The 16,274-nt window shown below is 51.5% G+C and carries 12 protein-coding genes; 3 read left to right on the top strand and 9 right to left on the bottom strand.

Features of this window, described 5'->3' with window-relative positions; genetic code table 11:
- Nucleotides 1-33: 33 nt before the first annotated feature.
- The gene (acsA, locus tag ACFOUO_RS09215) at nt 34-1,770 is read right to left on the bottom strand and encodes an acetate--CoA ligase (RefSeq protein ID WP_380704445.1); all 1,737 of its coding nucleotides are present in this window, start codon (nt 1,768-1,770) and stop codon (nt 34-36) included.
- Between the two features lie 436 nt (nt 1,771-2,206).
- Here acsA and ACFOUO_RS09220 point away from each other — a divergent pair, with 436 nt between their 5' ends.
- From ACFOUO_RS09220 to ACFOUO_RS09230, 3 genes are all read left to right on the top strand, one after another.
- Nucleotides 2,207-2,839: a GNAT family N-acetyltransferase gene (locus ACFOUO_RS09220; RefSeq protein WP_380704447.1), complete on the top strand. Its 633-nt coding sequence runs from the start codon at nt 2,207-2,209 to the stop codon at nt 2,837-2,839.
- A gap of 136 nt (nt 2,840-2,975) precedes the next feature.
- Nucleotides 2,976-3,632, top strand: coding sequence for a CBS and ACT domain-containing protein (locus ACFOUO_RS09225; protein WP_380704449.1), 657 nt, complete (start codon nt 2,976-2,978; stop codon nt 3,630-3,632).
- Complete coding sequence (locus tag ACFOUO_RS09230) at nt 3,629-4,777, top strand: acetoin utilization protein AcuC (RefSeq protein ID WP_380704451.1); 1,149 nt, start codon at nt 3,629-3,631, stop codon at nt 4,775-4,777. Before ACFOUO_RS09225 ends, ACFOUO_RS09230 begins: the two co-directional genes overlap by 4 nt.
- 73 nt (nt 4,778-4,850) lie before the next feature.
- On the opposite strand, the gene ACFOUO_RS09235 is transcribed toward ACFOUO_RS09230, so the two are convergent.
- The 8 genes from ACFOUO_RS09235 to ACFOUO_RS09270 all read right to left on the bottom strand — a co-directional run bounded on the left by ACFOUO_RS09235 (nt 4,851) and on the right by ACFOUO_RS09270 (nt 16,272).
- Entirely contained in the window at nt 4,851-5,966 is a 1,116-nt protein-coding gene (locus ACFOUO_RS09235; RefSeq protein WP_380704824.1) for a sugar ABC transporter permease, read from the bottom strand.
- Nucleotides 5,967-6,054: 88 nt separating this feature from the next.
- Nucleotides 6,055-7,569, bottom strand: coding sequence for a xylose ABC transporter ATP-binding protein (locus ACFOUO_RS09240; protein WP_380704453.1), 1,515 nt, complete (start codon nt 7,567-7,569; stop codon nt 6,055-6,057).
- Nucleotides 7,570-7,635: 66 nt separating this feature from the next.
- On the bottom strand, nt 7,636-8,703 hold the full coding sequence (gene xylF, locus ACFOUO_RS09245) for a D-xylose ABC transporter substrate-binding protein (RefSeq protein WP_380704455.1): 1,068 nt from the start codon (nt 8,701-8,703) through the stop codon (nt 7,636-7,638).
- 223 nt (nt 8,704-8,926) lie between these two features.
- Nucleotides 8,927-10,498, bottom strand: coding sequence for a response regulator transcription factor (locus ACFOUO_RS09250; protein ID WP_380704457.1), 1,572 nt, complete (start codon nt 10,496-10,498; stop codon nt 8,927-8,929).
- Nucleotides 10,473-11,981 (bottom strand): sensor histidine kinase, encoded by a 1,509-nt coding sequence (locus ACFOUO_RS09255; RefSeq protein ID WP_380704459.1) that lies wholly within the window; start codon nt 11,979-11,981, stop codon nt 10,473-10,475. The genes ACFOUO_RS09250 and ACFOUO_RS09255 overlap by 26 nt, the downstream gene beginning before the upstream one ends.
- A complete protein-coding gene (locus ACFOUO_RS09260; protein WP_380704461.1) occupies nt 11,978-12,958 on the bottom strand; it encodes a sugar-binding protein in 981 nt (326 codons plus the stop codon). Before ACFOUO_RS09260 ends, ACFOUO_RS09255 begins: the two co-directional genes overlap by 4 nt.
- A gap of 217 nt (nt 12,959-13,175) precedes the next feature.
- On the bottom strand, nt 13,176-14,753 hold the full coding sequence (locus ACFOUO_RS09265) for a peptide chain release factor 3 (protein WP_380704463.1): 1,578 nt from the start codon (nt 14,751-14,753) through the stop codon (nt 13,176-13,178).
- Between the two features lie 142 nt (nt 14,754-14,895).
- Nucleotides 14,896-16,272 (bottom strand): hypothetical protein, encoded by a 1,377-nt coding sequence (locus ACFOUO_RS09270; protein WP_380704465.1) that lies wholly within the window; start codon nt 16,270-16,272, stop codon nt 14,896-14,898.
- Between the last annotated feature and the right edge of the window lie 2 nt (nt 16,273-16,274).

A 16,274-nucleotide genomic window follows, 5' to 3' on the forward strand; every position in this document is an offset into this window, starting at 1 on the left:
GGGCTCTGGACCCCAAGCTTTGTTCGATTCGATTCAATCTTCCATCGTGGACAGGTCCCCCGTCGGCAAATCCAGTTCCCAGGCTTTCAGCACCCGTCGCATGATTTTTCCGGAACGGGTCTTGGGTAGTTTATCCTTGAACTCGATCTCCCTGGGGGCAGCATGGGCAGCCAACCCTTCCTTGACGAAAACGCGGATCTGTTCTTTCAGCTCATCGGAAGGCTCATGCCCTTTGCGCAGAGAGATGAAGGCCTTGATGATCTCACCGCGTACCGGGTCGGGTTTGCCGATAACACCAGCCTCGGCGATGGCTGGGTGTTCCACCAGTTTGCTTTCCACTTCGAAGGGACCGACCCGCTCCCCAGACGTATTGATCACATCATCGATCCGCCCCTGGAACCAGAAATAACCGTCCTCGTCCCTATAGGCAGAATCACCGGAAATGTACCAGCCGGGGATCCGGAAGTATTCGCTGTACTTCGCCTCATTCTTCCAGATCTTCCGCATCATCGACGGCCACGGGGTACGAATGGCCAAGTTGCCCATCCGCATAGGGGGCAGCTCATTTCCCTGATCGTCGATGATCGCCGCCTTTACTCCAGGGAAGGGTTTCCCCATTGAACCGGGTTTCACTTCCATCGCGGGGTAATTGGAAATCAGGATCCCACCGGTCTCCGTCATCCACCAGTTGTCATGAATCCGTTTGCCGTAGGTCTCCAATCCCCAGCGGACCACCTCGGGATTTAGAGGTTCACCCACACTCAACAGGTGGCGAAGCTTGGACAGATCAAACTGTTTCACCACATCGGCTCCGGCGCCCATCAGCATCCGGAAAGCCGTCGGTGCGCTGTACCAAACGGTAACCCCATTCTTTTCCAGCGTCCCGTACCAGTCTTCGGGGCTGAAACGTCCGCCCCGGATCACATTGGTCACACCATTCAGCCAAGGGGCGAAAATACCATAAGAAGTCCCCGTCACCCAGCCCGGGTCTGCCGTGCACCAGTAAATGTCGTCTTCTTTTAGATCCAGTACCCATTTTCCTGTCTGGTAATGTTGGAGCATGGCGTTGTGTACGTGGAAAACCCCTTTCGGTTTCCCTGTCGAACCAGATGTGTAGTGGATCAGCATCCCATCTTCCCGATCCACCCACTCCATCTCCAGTTCCGTCGATGCTTCCGCCATCTCCTTCCTAAAGCTGCAAAAGCCCTCTTCTAACTGGTAGAAGCCCTCATCCAACTCCCCTTCACCGACAAGGATGATATGTTTGAGGGCAGGTAGCTCTTTGTGGGGGACACGAGAGAGGAGTTGAGGTGTAGTCACGAGGGCGACGGCTTCACTGTCCTCCAGGCGATCTCTTATCGCCGCCTCCATAAAAGCTTCAAAGAGAGGACCTGCGATCGCCCCCACTTTCAGGATACCGAGGAAACTAAAATAAAGTTCCGGTGTGCGGGGCATGAAGATGAAGACACGGTCACCCTTCTGAATTCCTAGCTTTTTGAGCACATTGCCAAAACGGTCGGACTGCTCTTTCATCTCTCGGAACGAATACCGCTCTTCCCGTTTCGGATCGGAGTAAAGAAGGGCGGTTTTATCCCCCTTGCCCGAATCGACATGCCGGTCGATCGCTTCGTAAGCTGCATTCACCTTCCCCGTCTCATACCAGGAAAAGGCCTTTTCCATATCTCTCCAATCGAAATTTTCACAGGCTTTTGCGTAGGATTTCATGTTATGGCCTTCAGTCATCACTTTGATCGGTTCCGTTTCCTTCATTTCGGATGCCCTCCTCTGACAGCTTTTCAGCTTATAAATCGGTCCTGCCGTAGGTGGGAAGCCCGGAAATCAGGGGTCCCCCGACTGACTTTTCGGGAAAAAGGCGTTGAAAACGCCTTCATTACCGGCTAAACGATGGACTGACGGCTGGGAAAGGCTCCAATGCCCTCTCCAAAGCATCACGCGTGTCCAAACGGAAATGCGAGTGCCCAAACCTCTCCGACCGTTTTCTTCCGGGTCGAAAAAAGATGCTCCGAATGTTACTGCACTCTTCTGTTTAATTGTAACAAAAAAGCTGCAGGCTTGCGAATCGTTCCGATATTCACCTTATTTTGTCCATTTGCCCCCAAGGGTCCCAGCCGCCTATAATGAGAGAGCAGACAGGAAAGGGTTGGCCCCGAGGGACATCCTTGTCGATGGAGGTGAAAGCAGCCGCATGGAGCATAAGAAGCGGGCTTACAGCGAGACGTTGGAGACAGAGGAAGGCGAATTGGTGGTGGAAGGCCCTGTCCCGCCCGAAACCTTGGAAAGGTACCCCTTTCACCCTGGATTGGTTGCCTTCCGTCCCTCTGAGGACCAACGGGAAGCCATTATCGGCATCTCCCGGCTTCCCGAAGGACGGATTGTAATCGTGCGAACCGAGGATACGATCGTCGGCTACGCCACATACCTTTACCCCGACCCGATGGAGCACTGGTCCAAGGCTCAGATGGACAACCTGCTGGAACTGGGAGCCATCGAGGTCGCTGCTCCCTACCGCAAATACGGAGCTGCCAAGACGTTGTTGCGCGTATCTTTCCGTGATCCCTCCATGGAAAACTACATTGTGATTTCGACCGAATATTATTGGCATTGGGATCTGAGGGGAACAGGCCTCACCGTCTGGCAATATCGGGACGTCATGGAGAAGGTCATGGGCAGTGCGGGGCTGGAGTGGTTTGCCACCGACGATCCGGAAATTACCGCCCACCCGGCCAACTGCCTGATGGCCCGTATCGGGCAAAATGTTTCAACGGCATCTATCGAAAAATTCGATGCCCTCCGCTTCCGTAACCGGTATCTGTACTAGTTCCCGCACTCGTTGGAAGGAAGCGTCGGTGTACGGCTTCGGCCTTTATCCTCCGATGGAGGAGCTCGGACCAGTAGCCGATGCGACGATCTGCCGCGACCGGGTGTCTAATTGAAGGCAAAGGGGGGATTTTTCCATGTTGGTTGAACAAATCATGCATCGGGCTGTCCATACCCTTCCACCTGAGCTGCCGATCAGAGAAGCCATCCAATTGGCACGAGAACACCGGGTTCGTCATCTTCCCGTCGTTGAAGACGGTCGGCTCATCGGACTGGTAAGCGACCAAGATCTCCGGGCTGCTTCCCTATCAGAGCTGGGTCCCTCTGAGGTTTGGGAACGATCGTCTCAACCCGTCTCAACCATAATGGCCCGCAGAGTGATATCCATCCATCCCCTGGACTTCGTGGAGGACGCCGCCCGTCTCCTTTATGAAAATCGAATCGGCTGCCTGCCCGTCTTGCGGGGGAACGAGCTGGTCGGCATCCTCACGGAAACGGATATTTTGTACCGGCTGGTGGAAATCTTTGGAGTCCATCGACCCAGCCAGCACTTCGAAGTGGAAGTAGAGGACAAGATCGGCATCTTAGCCCGGGTATCCCGGATTTTCGGTGATCACCGGATCAATATACACAGCGTATTGGTGGAACGTGGAGACGATCCCCGCCAACTTAAACTGGTCTATCGCGTTCAGGCCAAAGACCTGAGGGGTGTGGTGAAAAGTATGAAAGCAGCCGGATATCGAGTGGTCTGGCCCCATAAGGAGCCTCGATTCAGGGAGAAAGGTCCCCGATGAATGACCGCTCCCTCCTCATCCATAGCGACGATTTCTTAACCTATCGTTTTAGCGACACCCACCCCTTCAACAATCGGCGGTTGGAATTGACACTGGATTTAATCCGTTCCTTGGACCTCCTTTCTGACGAGGAATTGATCGCTCCTCGCCCAGCTAATGACAACGATCTGTCCCTCGTCCATGACCCGGATTTCATCGAAACAGTAAAACAGGCGGATAGCGGAAACCTCCCGATCGAACGATTGGAGTCGTATGGCCTCTCCACCGAGGATAATCCGGTTTTCCCCGGGATCCATGACGCTTCCGCTCTCGTCGTCGGCGGTACCTTGACAGCGGCGAAAGCTGTCATGTCTGGACAGGCCGACCACGCCCTCAACTTATCCGGTGGATTGCACCACGCCCTTCGCGGCAAGGCGTCGGGTTTCTGCATTTATAATGATGCTTCCGTAGCTATTGCCTGGATGCGAAAAGCCTATGACGCTCGGGTGATGTACATCGACACCGATGCCCATCACGGGGATGGCGTCCAATGGTCTTTCTATAATGATCCTAATGTGCTCACGCTGTCGATCCATGAGACAGGCCGCTACCTATTCCCGGGAACCGGCCATGTCTATGAACGGGGCCACGACATCGGCCTCGGCTCTTCCATCAACGTTCCATTGGATGCGTTTACAGAGGACGCTTCCTTTTTAGATACCCTCCACCGTGTGGTACCGGAGGTAGCACGGCACTTTAAGCCTGACGTCATCTTGTCCCAGAACGGCTGCGATGCTCACCACTACGACCCGTTGACCCACCTTTCCGGTACGATGCGGCTATACCGGGAAATCCCGAAATTGGTCCATGAACTGGCCCACGAATGGTGTGATGGCCGCTGGATCGCCGTCGGAGGGGGAGGGTACGATATCTGGCGAGTTGTTCCGAGGGCCTGGACCTATCTCTGGGCAGAGCTCTCCCACCGTCCCCTGGATAAGACCTCCTTACCCAAAGCCTGGCTGGAGCGCTGGAAGAAAGAAAGTCCCGTCGACCTTCCCGCCACCCTCCACGATCCAGACGGTCTCTTTGACCCCATTCCTCGTCGGGAAGAGATTACACAGAAGAACGCCTTAATCGTGAACCAGGTATTGCAATTTTTCGAGTGATCCTTTCTATAAGAAAAAGGCAACGCCCGCCAACATCACGGACGTTGCCTTTTTTTGGAGGGAGGGATGATTGCTATGAGGATTGTTTCCTCCGCCGGCTGTACATATCTAACCAGACAGCAAAAATCAGCACACTTCCCTTGACAATATACTGCCAAAAGCTCTCCATATTCATAATGCTCATCCCATTGTCCAAGGAGGCCATGACCAGGGCTCCGATCACCGCTCCAAAAATCGTGCCCGCTCCTCCCATGAGGCTGGTTCCGCCAATAACACAGGCAGCGATCGCGTCCAATTCATACATGGTCCCCGCCCCGATCGTGGCGGCATTGACACGGGAGGTTAACACAATTCCCGTGATGGAAGCGAGCAGGCCGCTGAGAACAAAAACCCACATAATCCGTTTACGGACATGGATCCCCGATAGTCGGGCTGCATCCTGGTTTCCTCCGATGGCATACACATGCCGGCCAAACCGGGTTTTTTTCGCAATGAATGTGAACAAAACCGCCAGCATCAATACCAAAACGATGGGGAAGGGAATCCCTTTGTAACTGTTCATCACACCGACAAACGTACCAACCAACGCAACCGTCAACAAAACCTTTCCGACATCGAGAGCAAGCGGATCCAGAGCTAACCCGTAACCCTTTCGTGAACGACGCCGATTCCACGTGCTGAAAGCGGCCACCACCGTTACGAGTGCTGCCAATCCCCATCCGATCTCCATGGGAAGGTAAGAAGAACCGATCGATTTGAAGCTGTCGGACAAGGGTGCGATGGTGGACCCTTCGGTGATTCCCATGAGAAGCCCCCGAAACGCCATCATCCCCCCCAGCGTAACAATAAACGCCGGTACTGCTTGGTAAGCGACCCACCATCCCTGAAACAGTCCAATCAACACACCGACGAGCATCGTGACCAACACCGCCGGAACCGTATCCCAGTCATACCATACCTGGAGAATGGCAGCGACACCGCCGGTCAAACCGACGACAGAACCGACGGATAAATCGATATGGCCCGCCACGATAACCAGGAGCACCCCAATCGCCAGAATCGAGGTTACCGACATCTGTAAAAAGAGATTGGAGAGATTGCGCGGAGATAAGAAATATTCATTGGACAGCGAAAAAAGAACCCAAATACCCAACAATGCAGCGATCATCGTATAGGCCCGCAAGTCCATTTTTCCTATCAAGGCCAATCGTGTCTTTTTGACGGGGGTGTGGGAATCGGATTCAACACCCTGATTTTGCACATTGACGTCCATACCCTCAACGACCTCCTGTAGCAGCATGCATGATTTTTTCCTGTGTGGCTTCTTCCCTCGACCACTCGGCGGTGATACGCCCTTCATACATGACGTAAATTCGATCACTCATCCCGAGGATTTCCGGGAGTTCGGAGGAAACCATCAAGATCGAAACACCTTCAGCGGCCAGCCGGTTCATGATCTGATAGATTTCAAATTTGGCCCCGACATCGATCCCCCGAGTCGGTTCATCCAAAATCAACAGTCGCGGATGAGTCATCAGCCATTTACCCAGCACGACTTTTTGCTGGTTTCCTCCACTCAGCGTTCCCACTGTCGTTTCCATGGATGGTGTTTTAACGCGAAGCTCCTCAGAAGATTGTTGCACTCGATGAATCTCTTCATTGTCCCGCAGCACCCCAAACCGGTGCAGATGATCCAAATGAGCCAGGGATGTATTGGTTTTGACATCCATCCCTAGCACCAACCCCGTGCGCTTCCGATCCTCTGTCACGAAAGCCAACCCATGGCGAATCGCATCTTTGGGAGAACGGATCCGTATTTTTTTCCCATCCATCCGGACTTCACCTGTGCTTTTCCCTGGATAGGCACCGAACAGACTTGCGACCAATTCTGTCCTCCCAGCTCCCATCAACCCGGCAATGCCGACAATCTCCCCCCTTCTTACGTCAAGAGAAACATCTCGGATCCTTTCTTTTCCATCCACAGGATTGTAAACCGTATAATCGCGAACGGTTAAAACCTCATCCCCTGGGCTTCTCTTTGTCTCCGGAAAACGGTCGGTCAGTTCCCGCCCCACCATATGGGCAATCACCTGGGCTTCTGACAATTCATGGGCCGGATAGGTTCCAACTGTTTTTCCATCCCGCAATATGGTGATGGAATCCGAAATTTCGAAAACCTCATCCAACTTGTGCGAAATGTAGATACAGGTCACACCCCGCTCCTTCAACTGCTGCAAAAGCCGCATTAAAACCTGCACTTCCGTCTCGGTCAAAGCGGCCGTCGGTTCATCCAAGAGAAGGATATCCGCCTTTTTAGAAATCGCCTTGGCGATCTCGACCAGCTGCTGTTGTCCGATACCGAGGTCACCGACCGTTTCTTCCGGCCCAACCTCTTTCATCCCAACTTCCTGCAACAACCGGTTGGCTTCCCGAAACACACGGTCCCTATCTACCATAGGACCGATCGTCGGCTCAGCGCCGAGGAAAATATTTTCGCCGACGGTCATTCCCTTAACCAATGCTAGCTCTTGGTGGATAATAGCAATTCCCGCCTTTTCGGCATCTCGAATCCCGGAAAACGCTCGCTCCTGACCATTAATCCGAATGGCACCGTCAAAGGTTCCTGCTGGATACAAACCACTCAAAACTTTAATCAACGTGGATTTTCCCGCCCCATTTTCTCCACACAGAGCGTGAATCTCTCCTTTTTTAACACGTAGATTAACACGATCCAAAGCTTTGACACCGGGAAACGTTTTACTGACATCCTTCATTTCCAAAGCGTAAACCATCGCCGGTCCCCCCTCTCTCCGTGAATAAAGCGGGGCAGGTCTTATGGGCCTGCCCCCCCTTTGGTATTATCCTTTTTTCGGCCACTTGCTCTTGGGAACGTTCTTGTACACTTTTTTCATGGGATGATAGCCGTCCTTGATAATCGTGTCGGCCATATTTTCCTTCGTCACGGCGATAGGCTCCAGCAATATCGAGGGAACATCCATTTTCCCGTTATTCACTTTTGCATCCGGCTTCGGCTTTTTCCCTTTCCCCATCTCGACGGCAACTTCAGCCACCTTATCTGCCAGCTTTTTAATCGGCTTATATACGGTCATGGTCTGTGTTCCTTCGACCACCCGCTGACATGCGGCCAATTCAGCGTCTTGTCCGGAGACAGGGACTTTACCGGCTAACCCTTGGGCTGCTAATGCGCGGATAGCCCCACCAGCTGTTCCATCATTGGCAGCCAGTACCGCATCAATGTCGTTCTCATTGGCCGTCAATGCATTTTCCATGTTCTTCAAGGCTACTTCCGGTGTCCATTCTTTGGTCCACTGATCGTAGACAATATCGATTTTTCCTTTCTTTACCATAGGCTTCAACACGTTCATCTGGCCTTTCTTGAAGAGGTGGGCGTTGTTATCCGTATCCGCCCCTTCAATTAGAGCGTATTTTCCTTTGGGTACGATTTTCGTAATCGCTTCCGCTTGCATTTCTCCGACCCGTTCGTTGTCGAAGGAGACGTATAGATCCACGTCAGCATTACGGATCAAACGATCGTACGAAATGACGGGAATGTCTGCTTGGTGGGCTTTGTCCACGATGGCCGCTGCCGCTTCGGCATTATGGGGTACCACCACCAATACATCGACCCCTTGCGTAATCAGGTTTTCTACCTGAGAAAGCTGGACGGCGTCATCACCGTTGGCTGCCTGAACTTTCACTTTGGCACCTAGCTTTTCTGCCTTCTTTACAAGCAGATCACGATCTCGTTGCCATCGCTCCTCTTGCAGGGTATCCATCGAAAAGCCGATGACCACCTCATCATCGGAGCCCTTACTCGCGCCACCTCCGGAGCTGCAAGCAGATGCGATGACACTGAAAAGAAGTGCAATTCCCATTAAAATGGCCCAACGTCTATGTCTTCTCATCGGTATTGCCCCCTTTGTAAAGAGATTTGCAATCGCTTTCAATTAAGAATGTACCATTCCTAAAGGGGTCACCGGCGTGTAAATGCCTTCACTTTTTTTGAAATTGCTTCACTCTTTTGCACTCTCCCCTCCGAATCCTGTATCTCGATAAAGCAACACAGATGGGTAGCACTTTTTTGTTATTCCCTATCCGATCTTGCACATCTTTCGGCGTAGTCCAACCTTACGTGAGAGAATAGCGGCTCGGTGGAACTCCTGTCACCTTTTTGAACACACGGCTGAAATAATTCGGATCATGGTATCCCACCGCAAAACAGATCTCTTTCAGGCTCAATTCTCCCTCTCCAATCAGTTGTTTGGCCTTTTCGATTCGGACATGGGTCAAATAGTCAATAAAGGTGATTCCACATTCTTCTTTCATTAATTTGCTGAAATAATACGGCGTCATCTTCACATGCTCCGCCACGGACTCCAATGTCAGTTGGTCAGGATAATGCTCCCGGATATAGGCCTTTGCCCGTTCCAGTCGTTTCTGTAGCCGGGACCGTCTTTGATTTCGTACACCATGGACCAATGCCAGCAAATACTGGCGGCCCAATTCGCGCAGTTCCCCGATCGTCTCCGAGCTTCGCAGCCGTTCCCACTCCAATCCGTCTGTTCCGGGGCCACTCATTCCCCGGTGCAGGAGGATCAGCAGTTCCATCAACCGGTTGCGGCAATCGTTCACCTTTCCCTTTGTTTCCAAAATGACCTTCTGAAAATACCGATCATACCGGTACAACAATTGTTCGGCATCCGCTTCGCCCACCGCCTCCAGAACTTCTTTCTCAGCATCCAGCAAGGCCGCCCGGCCGGTGGCTACTTCACCGGATAAATCCTCAAACAACGCATACCTCGCAGGTAAGCCAGGGTCCCGGGAAGCCATCAAGGCTTCGAAATAAGACCTCCGCATCCCTTCCACTTTTCCCGAAACCGTTCCCGCACCGATGAACAATTCCTGATTCACCGTCTGTCTCAAGACCTGCACCATATGTCTGACGATACCGAGAATCCGTGCTTTGGCTGAAGGGCCCCCCGATCCCTCCAGTTCTTCCCAAACCACGAATACCGGAATCTGCCTACCCGTCATGGGCCCAACGAAACAACGGGAGTCTTCCTGCTTCACACGATCTTTGATGATCTCACAGGTTTGGCGAAGCTCTTCCATCGATGGATTTTCTTCTTTACCCGGCAAAAGGGAAATAACGAAAGCGAAACCGGCACCGATGCGAACTTGCAACAACCGAGATAATTCCTCCCAACTGATATCGGACACGCGATCCAGCAAGAGGGACGCCACCAATTCCGTCTCCACCAAAGGTTGTACACGCATCCATTTATCCTTTAAATCCAATTCCGTTTCTCGGCGGGACCGTTCCGTTTCGATTTCTCGAATGATTCGTTCGATCGCCTCTGCAACTTCCTTTTTAGACGCGGGCTTCAAAATATATTCCTTCACCCCTAGCCGCATGGCTTCTCGGGCGTACTGAAAATGGTCATAGGCTGTGATCATAATAAAATGAGTGTCCGGCTTTTGACGGCGGATTTCCCGGACGGCCTCGATCCCGTCGATGCCGGGCATTTTGATATCCATCATGACAATATCCGGCTGTTTTTCTTCTGTCTGACGAATGGCAACTCGGCCATTTTCCGCTTCCCCCACTACCTGAACCCGGTTAGGGAGAAGACGTTGAATCATGACCTGCATCGCCTCTCTTTCAATCGGTTCGTCATCCGCTATGAGCAACGAGTACATGGTGATCGCTCCCTTCATCCGGATAAAAAGGCATACGGAGGCGGACGAGCGTTCCCTTCTCCTCCTCTGATTCAATCGTCATCACATCGTCTCGGGAATAAAACAGACAGAGACGCTTCAACACGTTTTGGACCCCCAGCCCGGTTGAATGCCCGGATGGACGAACGTTTCCTTCCGTTGCCGGATGCAATAAGCGGTGGACCGTTTCCGCATCCATCCCTTTCCCATTGTCTTTGATTTCCACCACCACATCTTCATGCTTTCGGTAGATGCGAACACCGATCTCCGCTCCCGATTCACAATCCTCCACCCCGTGTATGAAGGCATTTTCTACCAGTGGTTGCAGGGTAAGAACGGGAAGGATGTGGGAAAGGCACGACTCTTCCACTTCCATGGACATCTGGACCCGATCCCGGAAGCGCGCCTTTTGGATGGCGAAATAATGCTGGACATGCTGAGCATCTTCTCTCAGAGCAACCGGGCGATCCATCCTTCTCAAATTGTAACGGAACATGCGGGAGACCGATTCGATCAGTCCACTTGCCTGTTCCGCCCCCTCCAAGTAGGCCAATTTGGAAATGGTATTAAGCGTGTTAAACAAAAAATGGGGATGGATCTGGCTCTGCAATGCTTTCAGTTCCATTTCTTTCAACAGGTTTTGGACTTCGAGGTTTTTCACCCGCTGTTGTTGTAACGCCTTTTCCAGAGCAGCTTTTTCTTTCATTTCCTGGATCAGTTCTTTCAACCGCTGGCGCATTCGGTTGAAGGTTTCAGCCAGATAATAGATTTCATCCCGACTTTTCACCTGGATGTCCTTACCGTCCAGGTTTCCACGGGAAATCTGTTTAGCCTCTCGGACTAACCGTTCGATCGGACGGGTGATCCCACCCGCAAACCCGTAAGTAAACAATCCCGCTGTCAACAGAATGGAGATAAAAATAGCTGTGCTCATTGACTGCAACTGTCGGTTTCGTTCCACCATCCCGGCATAAAAAGGATAATATTGGGTCAATTCACTATCGATTAGATCCTGTGTCGTCTGAAGAATGAACTGGGAAAGCTGTGCAGCTTGCTCGTAATGATAGGCCGATTGCGCATCATCATTCAGCCCTGAATAGCTCAATGCCAAGTCAGACTCTTTCAAAAAATTACGAATCATGTTGGAGTAATTACCTAACAATATATAATTCTTCTGATGCTGAATTTCCGGCACCAGACGTTCCTGTAGATCCAGCAGTTTTTCTCGGCGAAGTTGGTAGATCGTTCGGGTGTTCGGGGATTTTTCGTTTAGATTGGTGTTCAAAGCCTGTAAAACCTGGTCGGTTTGTTGCGAGACGTCATTCAACAACAAGAAGCGCTTAAAATTCCGGTTATATTCCTCTACGGATTGCTGACTGCTGTCATATAGAACATAAGCCACTCCGTAAAGCAAGAGGATCACACAGAGAAAGAATGCCCACAATTTCGTTCGGAGGCGGATCACGGCGTCTCCTCCTTTTTCCGAAGGTCGTCCGATGTCTGCAACCGGACAGAGGTATGCATGTCTCGGTTCGGTTGCTTTCCTTTCAGGAGAGCCAGCATCGATGTCACGGAGCGATATCCCATTTCATAGGGCTGCTGGACAACAACCACCTCTAACTTCCCTTCTTCCAGGTACCGCAGCGTCTGGGGAAGATCATCGAAGGCCATGATCACGACTTCTCCGATTTTCCCCCTTTCATCGGCCACTTCCACCAGACCGGAAGCATCGGATGCGCTGGTTCCGAAAAAACCCTTTACATCGGGATGAGCGTTGAAAATCTCCCCCGCTTTTTGGGAGGTCTTCTTCAATAAATGGGTCTCTTCCACCGCCACAATCCGAATCTTGGAGTGCTGACGAACGGCATCTTTGAACCCCTCAATCCGTTGTTTCATATTGTTTACTTTCTCACTGCTCGTGACGATCCCAACGTCGCCCTCTCCTCCCATCGCCTCCGCCATCTTTTCTCCTGCCAGATATCCGGCCCGATAGTTGTCCGTACCGACATAGGCGTATCGCTTGCTTCCCTTTATATCCGAATCCACCGTCAGCACTTGGATACCCCGATCCACTGCTTTGTTAATAACGGGAGTAAAATCTTGGTCAGTCAGCCCCTGAGTAATAATGCCATCTACCTGCGAGGCAACAGCCCTTTCGATCAATCCGACATGTTCTTCGATATTGGGACGTGCCGGGGCCTCAAACTCAATGACGACATCGTGGTCTGCGGCCGCTGCCCTCGCTCCTTTCTCCACTTCCTTCCAATAGAGACTGCCCATCTCTTGGGAAATAAACACCAAGTGGAACTCTGGGTGATGGTGGATCGGTTTTCGATCCTGTGGCTTGTCCGCTTGTATGGCTTCTTGTGAAAAATAGACAGCGAAGCCCAAGGATACTGCCAACATCGTGACCGTGAGCACCAACAATCCTCTTCTGACCATGACCCGATCCCCCCGAATGCCAGCTGTGTAGAAATCGCACTTTTTCCAGTATTCCGCTCCTTTAATTATATCCAAACACGCGTGGTCGTCTAAATTGAAACATATTCCAAGGGTGGGAGAACGGGAATAAACACCACTCCCCCTGCCGGTACCCTTCGGCAGGGGGAGTGTATAATCGGATGGCTTAACACCCATAACAAAGCTTTTTTCCCGGACTTCAACCCTCTGCCAATTTGAGAAATTGAAGGTCGGGATTTTCTTCTTCCAGTGTAGACAGGTAGAACTCCGAAGTGAACAAAACCACCAACCGATCACGTGAGTCTTTGACACAACGGGTATGGCCACGGTAGACGAGACGGGAAGGATCCGCCACTTCCCCTTTCAACCAACGGGCGAAGCGGAAGGGCATTCGGTCAAGGATCAAGTCAACCCCATACTCGTTTTTCATTCGATACTCAAATACTTGAAATTGCAATTCCCCGACGGCACCGATATAAATCTCATCCATTCCTTCAAGGAATGTACGGTACCGCTGGATCGCCCCTTCTTCCACCAGTTGAACAAGCCCCTTCTGGAATTGTTTGTAGCGCATGGCGTTTTTGTTGGAAACCCGCAAGAAGTGTTCCGGTGGAAACTGAGGCAGCCGTTCAAAACGGAAGCGCCCCCTTTCGCACAGGGTATCCCCCACCTGAAAGTGGCCCGGGTCAAAGAGGCCAACCACATCACCAGCGTAAGCCTCCTCCACAGCAGAGCGGTCCTGAGCCATAAATTGCTGGGGTAGGGCCAACTTAATCCCTTTTCCCGTTCGCACATGATTCACCGTCATCCCACGCTCATAACGACCGGAACAAATGCGAAGGAAGGCGATTCGGTCACGGTGAGCCGGGTTCATATTGGCTTGAATTTTAAAAACAAACCCGGAAAAACGCTCGTCTTCCGGATTGATAGATCCCTGATCCGAAGAGCGGGGGCCTGGGGAGGGAGCTAGGTCGAGGAACGTATCCAGAAAAGTCTCGACACCAAAGTTCGTGATGGCACTTCCAAAGAAAACGGGTGTCAGCTTCCCGTTTCGTACCGCTTCCATATCAAAAGGGTCACCGGCAATGTCGAGCAGCTCAATCTCTTCCTCCAGCCGGTCAGCGAGAACATCTCCCACTTCCTGGCGGATGCGGCTATCTCCAGCCCCCTCCGTATCGATCTTCCGTGCCTCGGCTCCCCGTTCATAACGGATCAGCCGTCGATTGTCCCGATCATAGACGCCGCAGAAATCAGCTCCCATGCCGACAGGCCAGTTCATCGGGCATGAACGCATACCGAGAACCTCCTCAATCTCTTCCAGGAGCTCAAGGGGATCTTTCCCCTGCCGGTCCAGCTTGTTGACGAAAGTAAAAACCGGAATCCCCCGCATCCGGCAAGCCTCGAAAAGTTTGATCGTCTGAGGTTCCACCCCTTTGGCGCAATCGATTAACATCACGGCGCTATCCGCTGCAGCCAGGGTTCGATAGGTGTCTTCACTAAAATCCTGGTGTCCGGGAGTGTCCAGGATGTTAACATGGCAATCTCGGTAACGGAATTCCAGCACACTGGATGTAACCGAGATTCCCCGTTTTTTTTCAATTTCCATCCAATCGGATGCGGCATGTTTACTCGCCTTTCGTCCTTTCACCGTACCGGCTTCCCGGATTGCTCCACCGAAGAGAAGGAGTTTTTCCGTCAATGTGGTCTTGCCGGCGTCGGGGTGTGAGATGATAGCAAAGGTGCGCCGCCGCCCGACCTGATCCGAATATCGTCCCATGATCCGTTCCTTTCTGTCGCGAAATCTTCCACCACTATACCATACCCGGTCTCCCCCATCACGGTTTCCTTTTCTTAGAAAAGGTTCATTCAAAAAAAGCCCGCACCGACAAACTGCCAGTGCCAGGCTTTTCCTTTCCTTATCAGGTACGGAGCAACTTTCGATACACCCGTAAATAAAGCCATGCAAAACAGAGGGCCAAGATCAGCAGGTCGACCCAAAAAACAAACGGGATCAAAAAAGCAATCTCCACCACTGTCGCTAGGGCAAAAAACTGAAGGTACATCACCCATTTGTTCCCCTTCGTAATCGAACGTCCGGGAATCTCCACCCCTAAACCGATGAGATAAAAACAAACATAGGCGATGATCGCTTCGGAAAGCAATGGTAATTTCCCCGGATCGATAACGACCTGCAACGACAAGACCAATGCGGCCAGTATCCACAGTAGGATCCCATGGGCGATATCGAGACTTAGGCGTTCCAGCAACCGGAGAACGGGGAAATACTCCAGGTGATGACGCTTTGTCAAGGAAAACTCCAAACGGAGATTGTAAAAGCCCAACAAAGAAATGAAGAAAGAAAAGTAGAGAAGGTCGTCTTTTCCGCCCAAATGTTCGGAGGACCCCAGCCAATCCTCTAGAAAAAGGGTGTTGATACTGGAGAAAATAAAGACGATGATCCCCACACCCAGAAGCTTGTTGATGTATTCGGGATCGCGAATCAATCGAACCATTTGCATACGCACTAAAGTAGACAGGCGGCTGGGTGGATTGAAGAGCTTTCCTGTCACGGAAGCAAACCAACCCGTAAAGGGAACATAGGTCGAGGAATTGTGCTCTCTCCCGTCAATCAACATGCCTTTTATCACTACAGGATAAAAGAGGCTTGCAACCAGGCAGCCGGATAGAAGCAAAATATCGAGCACCAGATAAACGTCCCCCACCACAACAGGCCCGATCAAACCGGTTCCCACGAAAATTTGCATCAACATGGCGAAACCAAATATGGAAACGGACCAGGTGACCGCATTGATCTTGACTTTATTCGCAAACGGGATAAAAAGATCGAGAAAAACACGGATAAAATTAATCGCCTGCAGACGGAGATAAAGCATCAAAACCTCCATCCCACTGGCACCATAATGCAAAAGGGTAAGGGAAACAACCCCGATTTCCACAAAAAAAGAAACCGAAATCCCTGAACACAAGAAATGATAGAGAAAGATCTTCCGAACAGTGATCGGTACATGGCGGAGAAAACCCATTATCCGATTAGAGGTTTCGTACAATTGCGTGGTACTAAACAAAAATAACAGGTCCATGATGATATGCAAAGCCAAGTAGACTCCGATCACGGTCCCAGGATCGACATTGAATGTACCTAAAACAAGGGACAGGATCAAAAACAGAACTAAAGCAAACAAAAAGTGCTGAGCAACCTCTTTCCACTGCAGCCCCTTCGGTTCACTTTCGTCCATTGCTTTTCGATAAAGTTTTCGATAGATCGCGAAGTCCATGA

It is taken from the genome of Salinithrix halophila (genome assembly GCF_042650125.1).
GTDB lineage: Bacteria > Bacillota > Bacilli > Thermoactinomycetales > DSM-45169 > Salinithrix > Salinithrix halophila.

Excerpts from the sequence above, each read along its gene's own strand:
- ACFOUO_RS09225 (WP_380704449.1), top strand. The coding sequence starts at position 2,976 with ATGTTGGTTGAACAAATCATGCATCGGGCTGTCCATACCCTTCCACCT.
- xylF (WP_380704455.1), bottom strand. The coding sequence starts at position 8,703 with ATGAGAAGACATAGACGTTGGGCCATTTTAATGGGAATTGCACTTCTT.
- ACFOUO_RS09250 (WP_380704457.1), bottom strand. The coding sequence starts at position 10,498 with ATGTACTCGTTGCTCATAGCGGATGACGAACCGATTGAAAGAGAGGCG.
- acsA (WP_380704445.1), bottom strand. The coding sequence starts at position 1,770 with ATGAAGGAAACGGAACCGATCAAAGTGATGACTGAAGGCCATAACATG.
- ACFOUO_RS09260 (WP_380704461.1), bottom strand. The coding sequence starts at position 12,958 with ATGGTCAGAAGAGGATTGTTGGTGCTCACGGTCACGATGTTGGCAGTA.
- ACFOUO_RS09270 (WP_380704465.1), bottom strand. The coding sequence starts at position 16,272 with ATGGACTTCGCGATCTATCGAAAACTTTATCGAAAAGCAATGGACGAA.
- ACFOUO_RS09230 (WP_380704451.1), top strand. The coding sequence starts at position 3,629 with ATGAATGACCGCTCCCTCCTCATCCATAGCGACGATTTCTTAACCTAT.
- ACFOUO_RS09235 (WP_380704824.1), bottom strand. The coding sequence starts at position 5,966 with ATGGACTTGCGGGCCTATACGATGATCGCTGCATTGTTGGGTATTTGG.
- ACFOUO_RS09265 (WP_380704463.1), bottom strand. The coding sequence starts at position 14,753 with ATGGGACGATATTCGGATCAGGTCGGGCGGCGGCGCACCTTTGCTATC.
- ACFOUO_RS09220 (WP_380704447.1), top strand. The coding sequence starts at position 2,207 with ATGGAGCATAAGAAGCGGGCTTACAGCGAGACGTTGGAGACAGAGGAA.
- ACFOUO_RS09240 (WP_380704453.1), bottom strand. The coding sequence starts at position 7,569 with ATGGTTTACGCTTTGGAAATGAAGGATGTCAGTAAAACGTTTCCCGGT.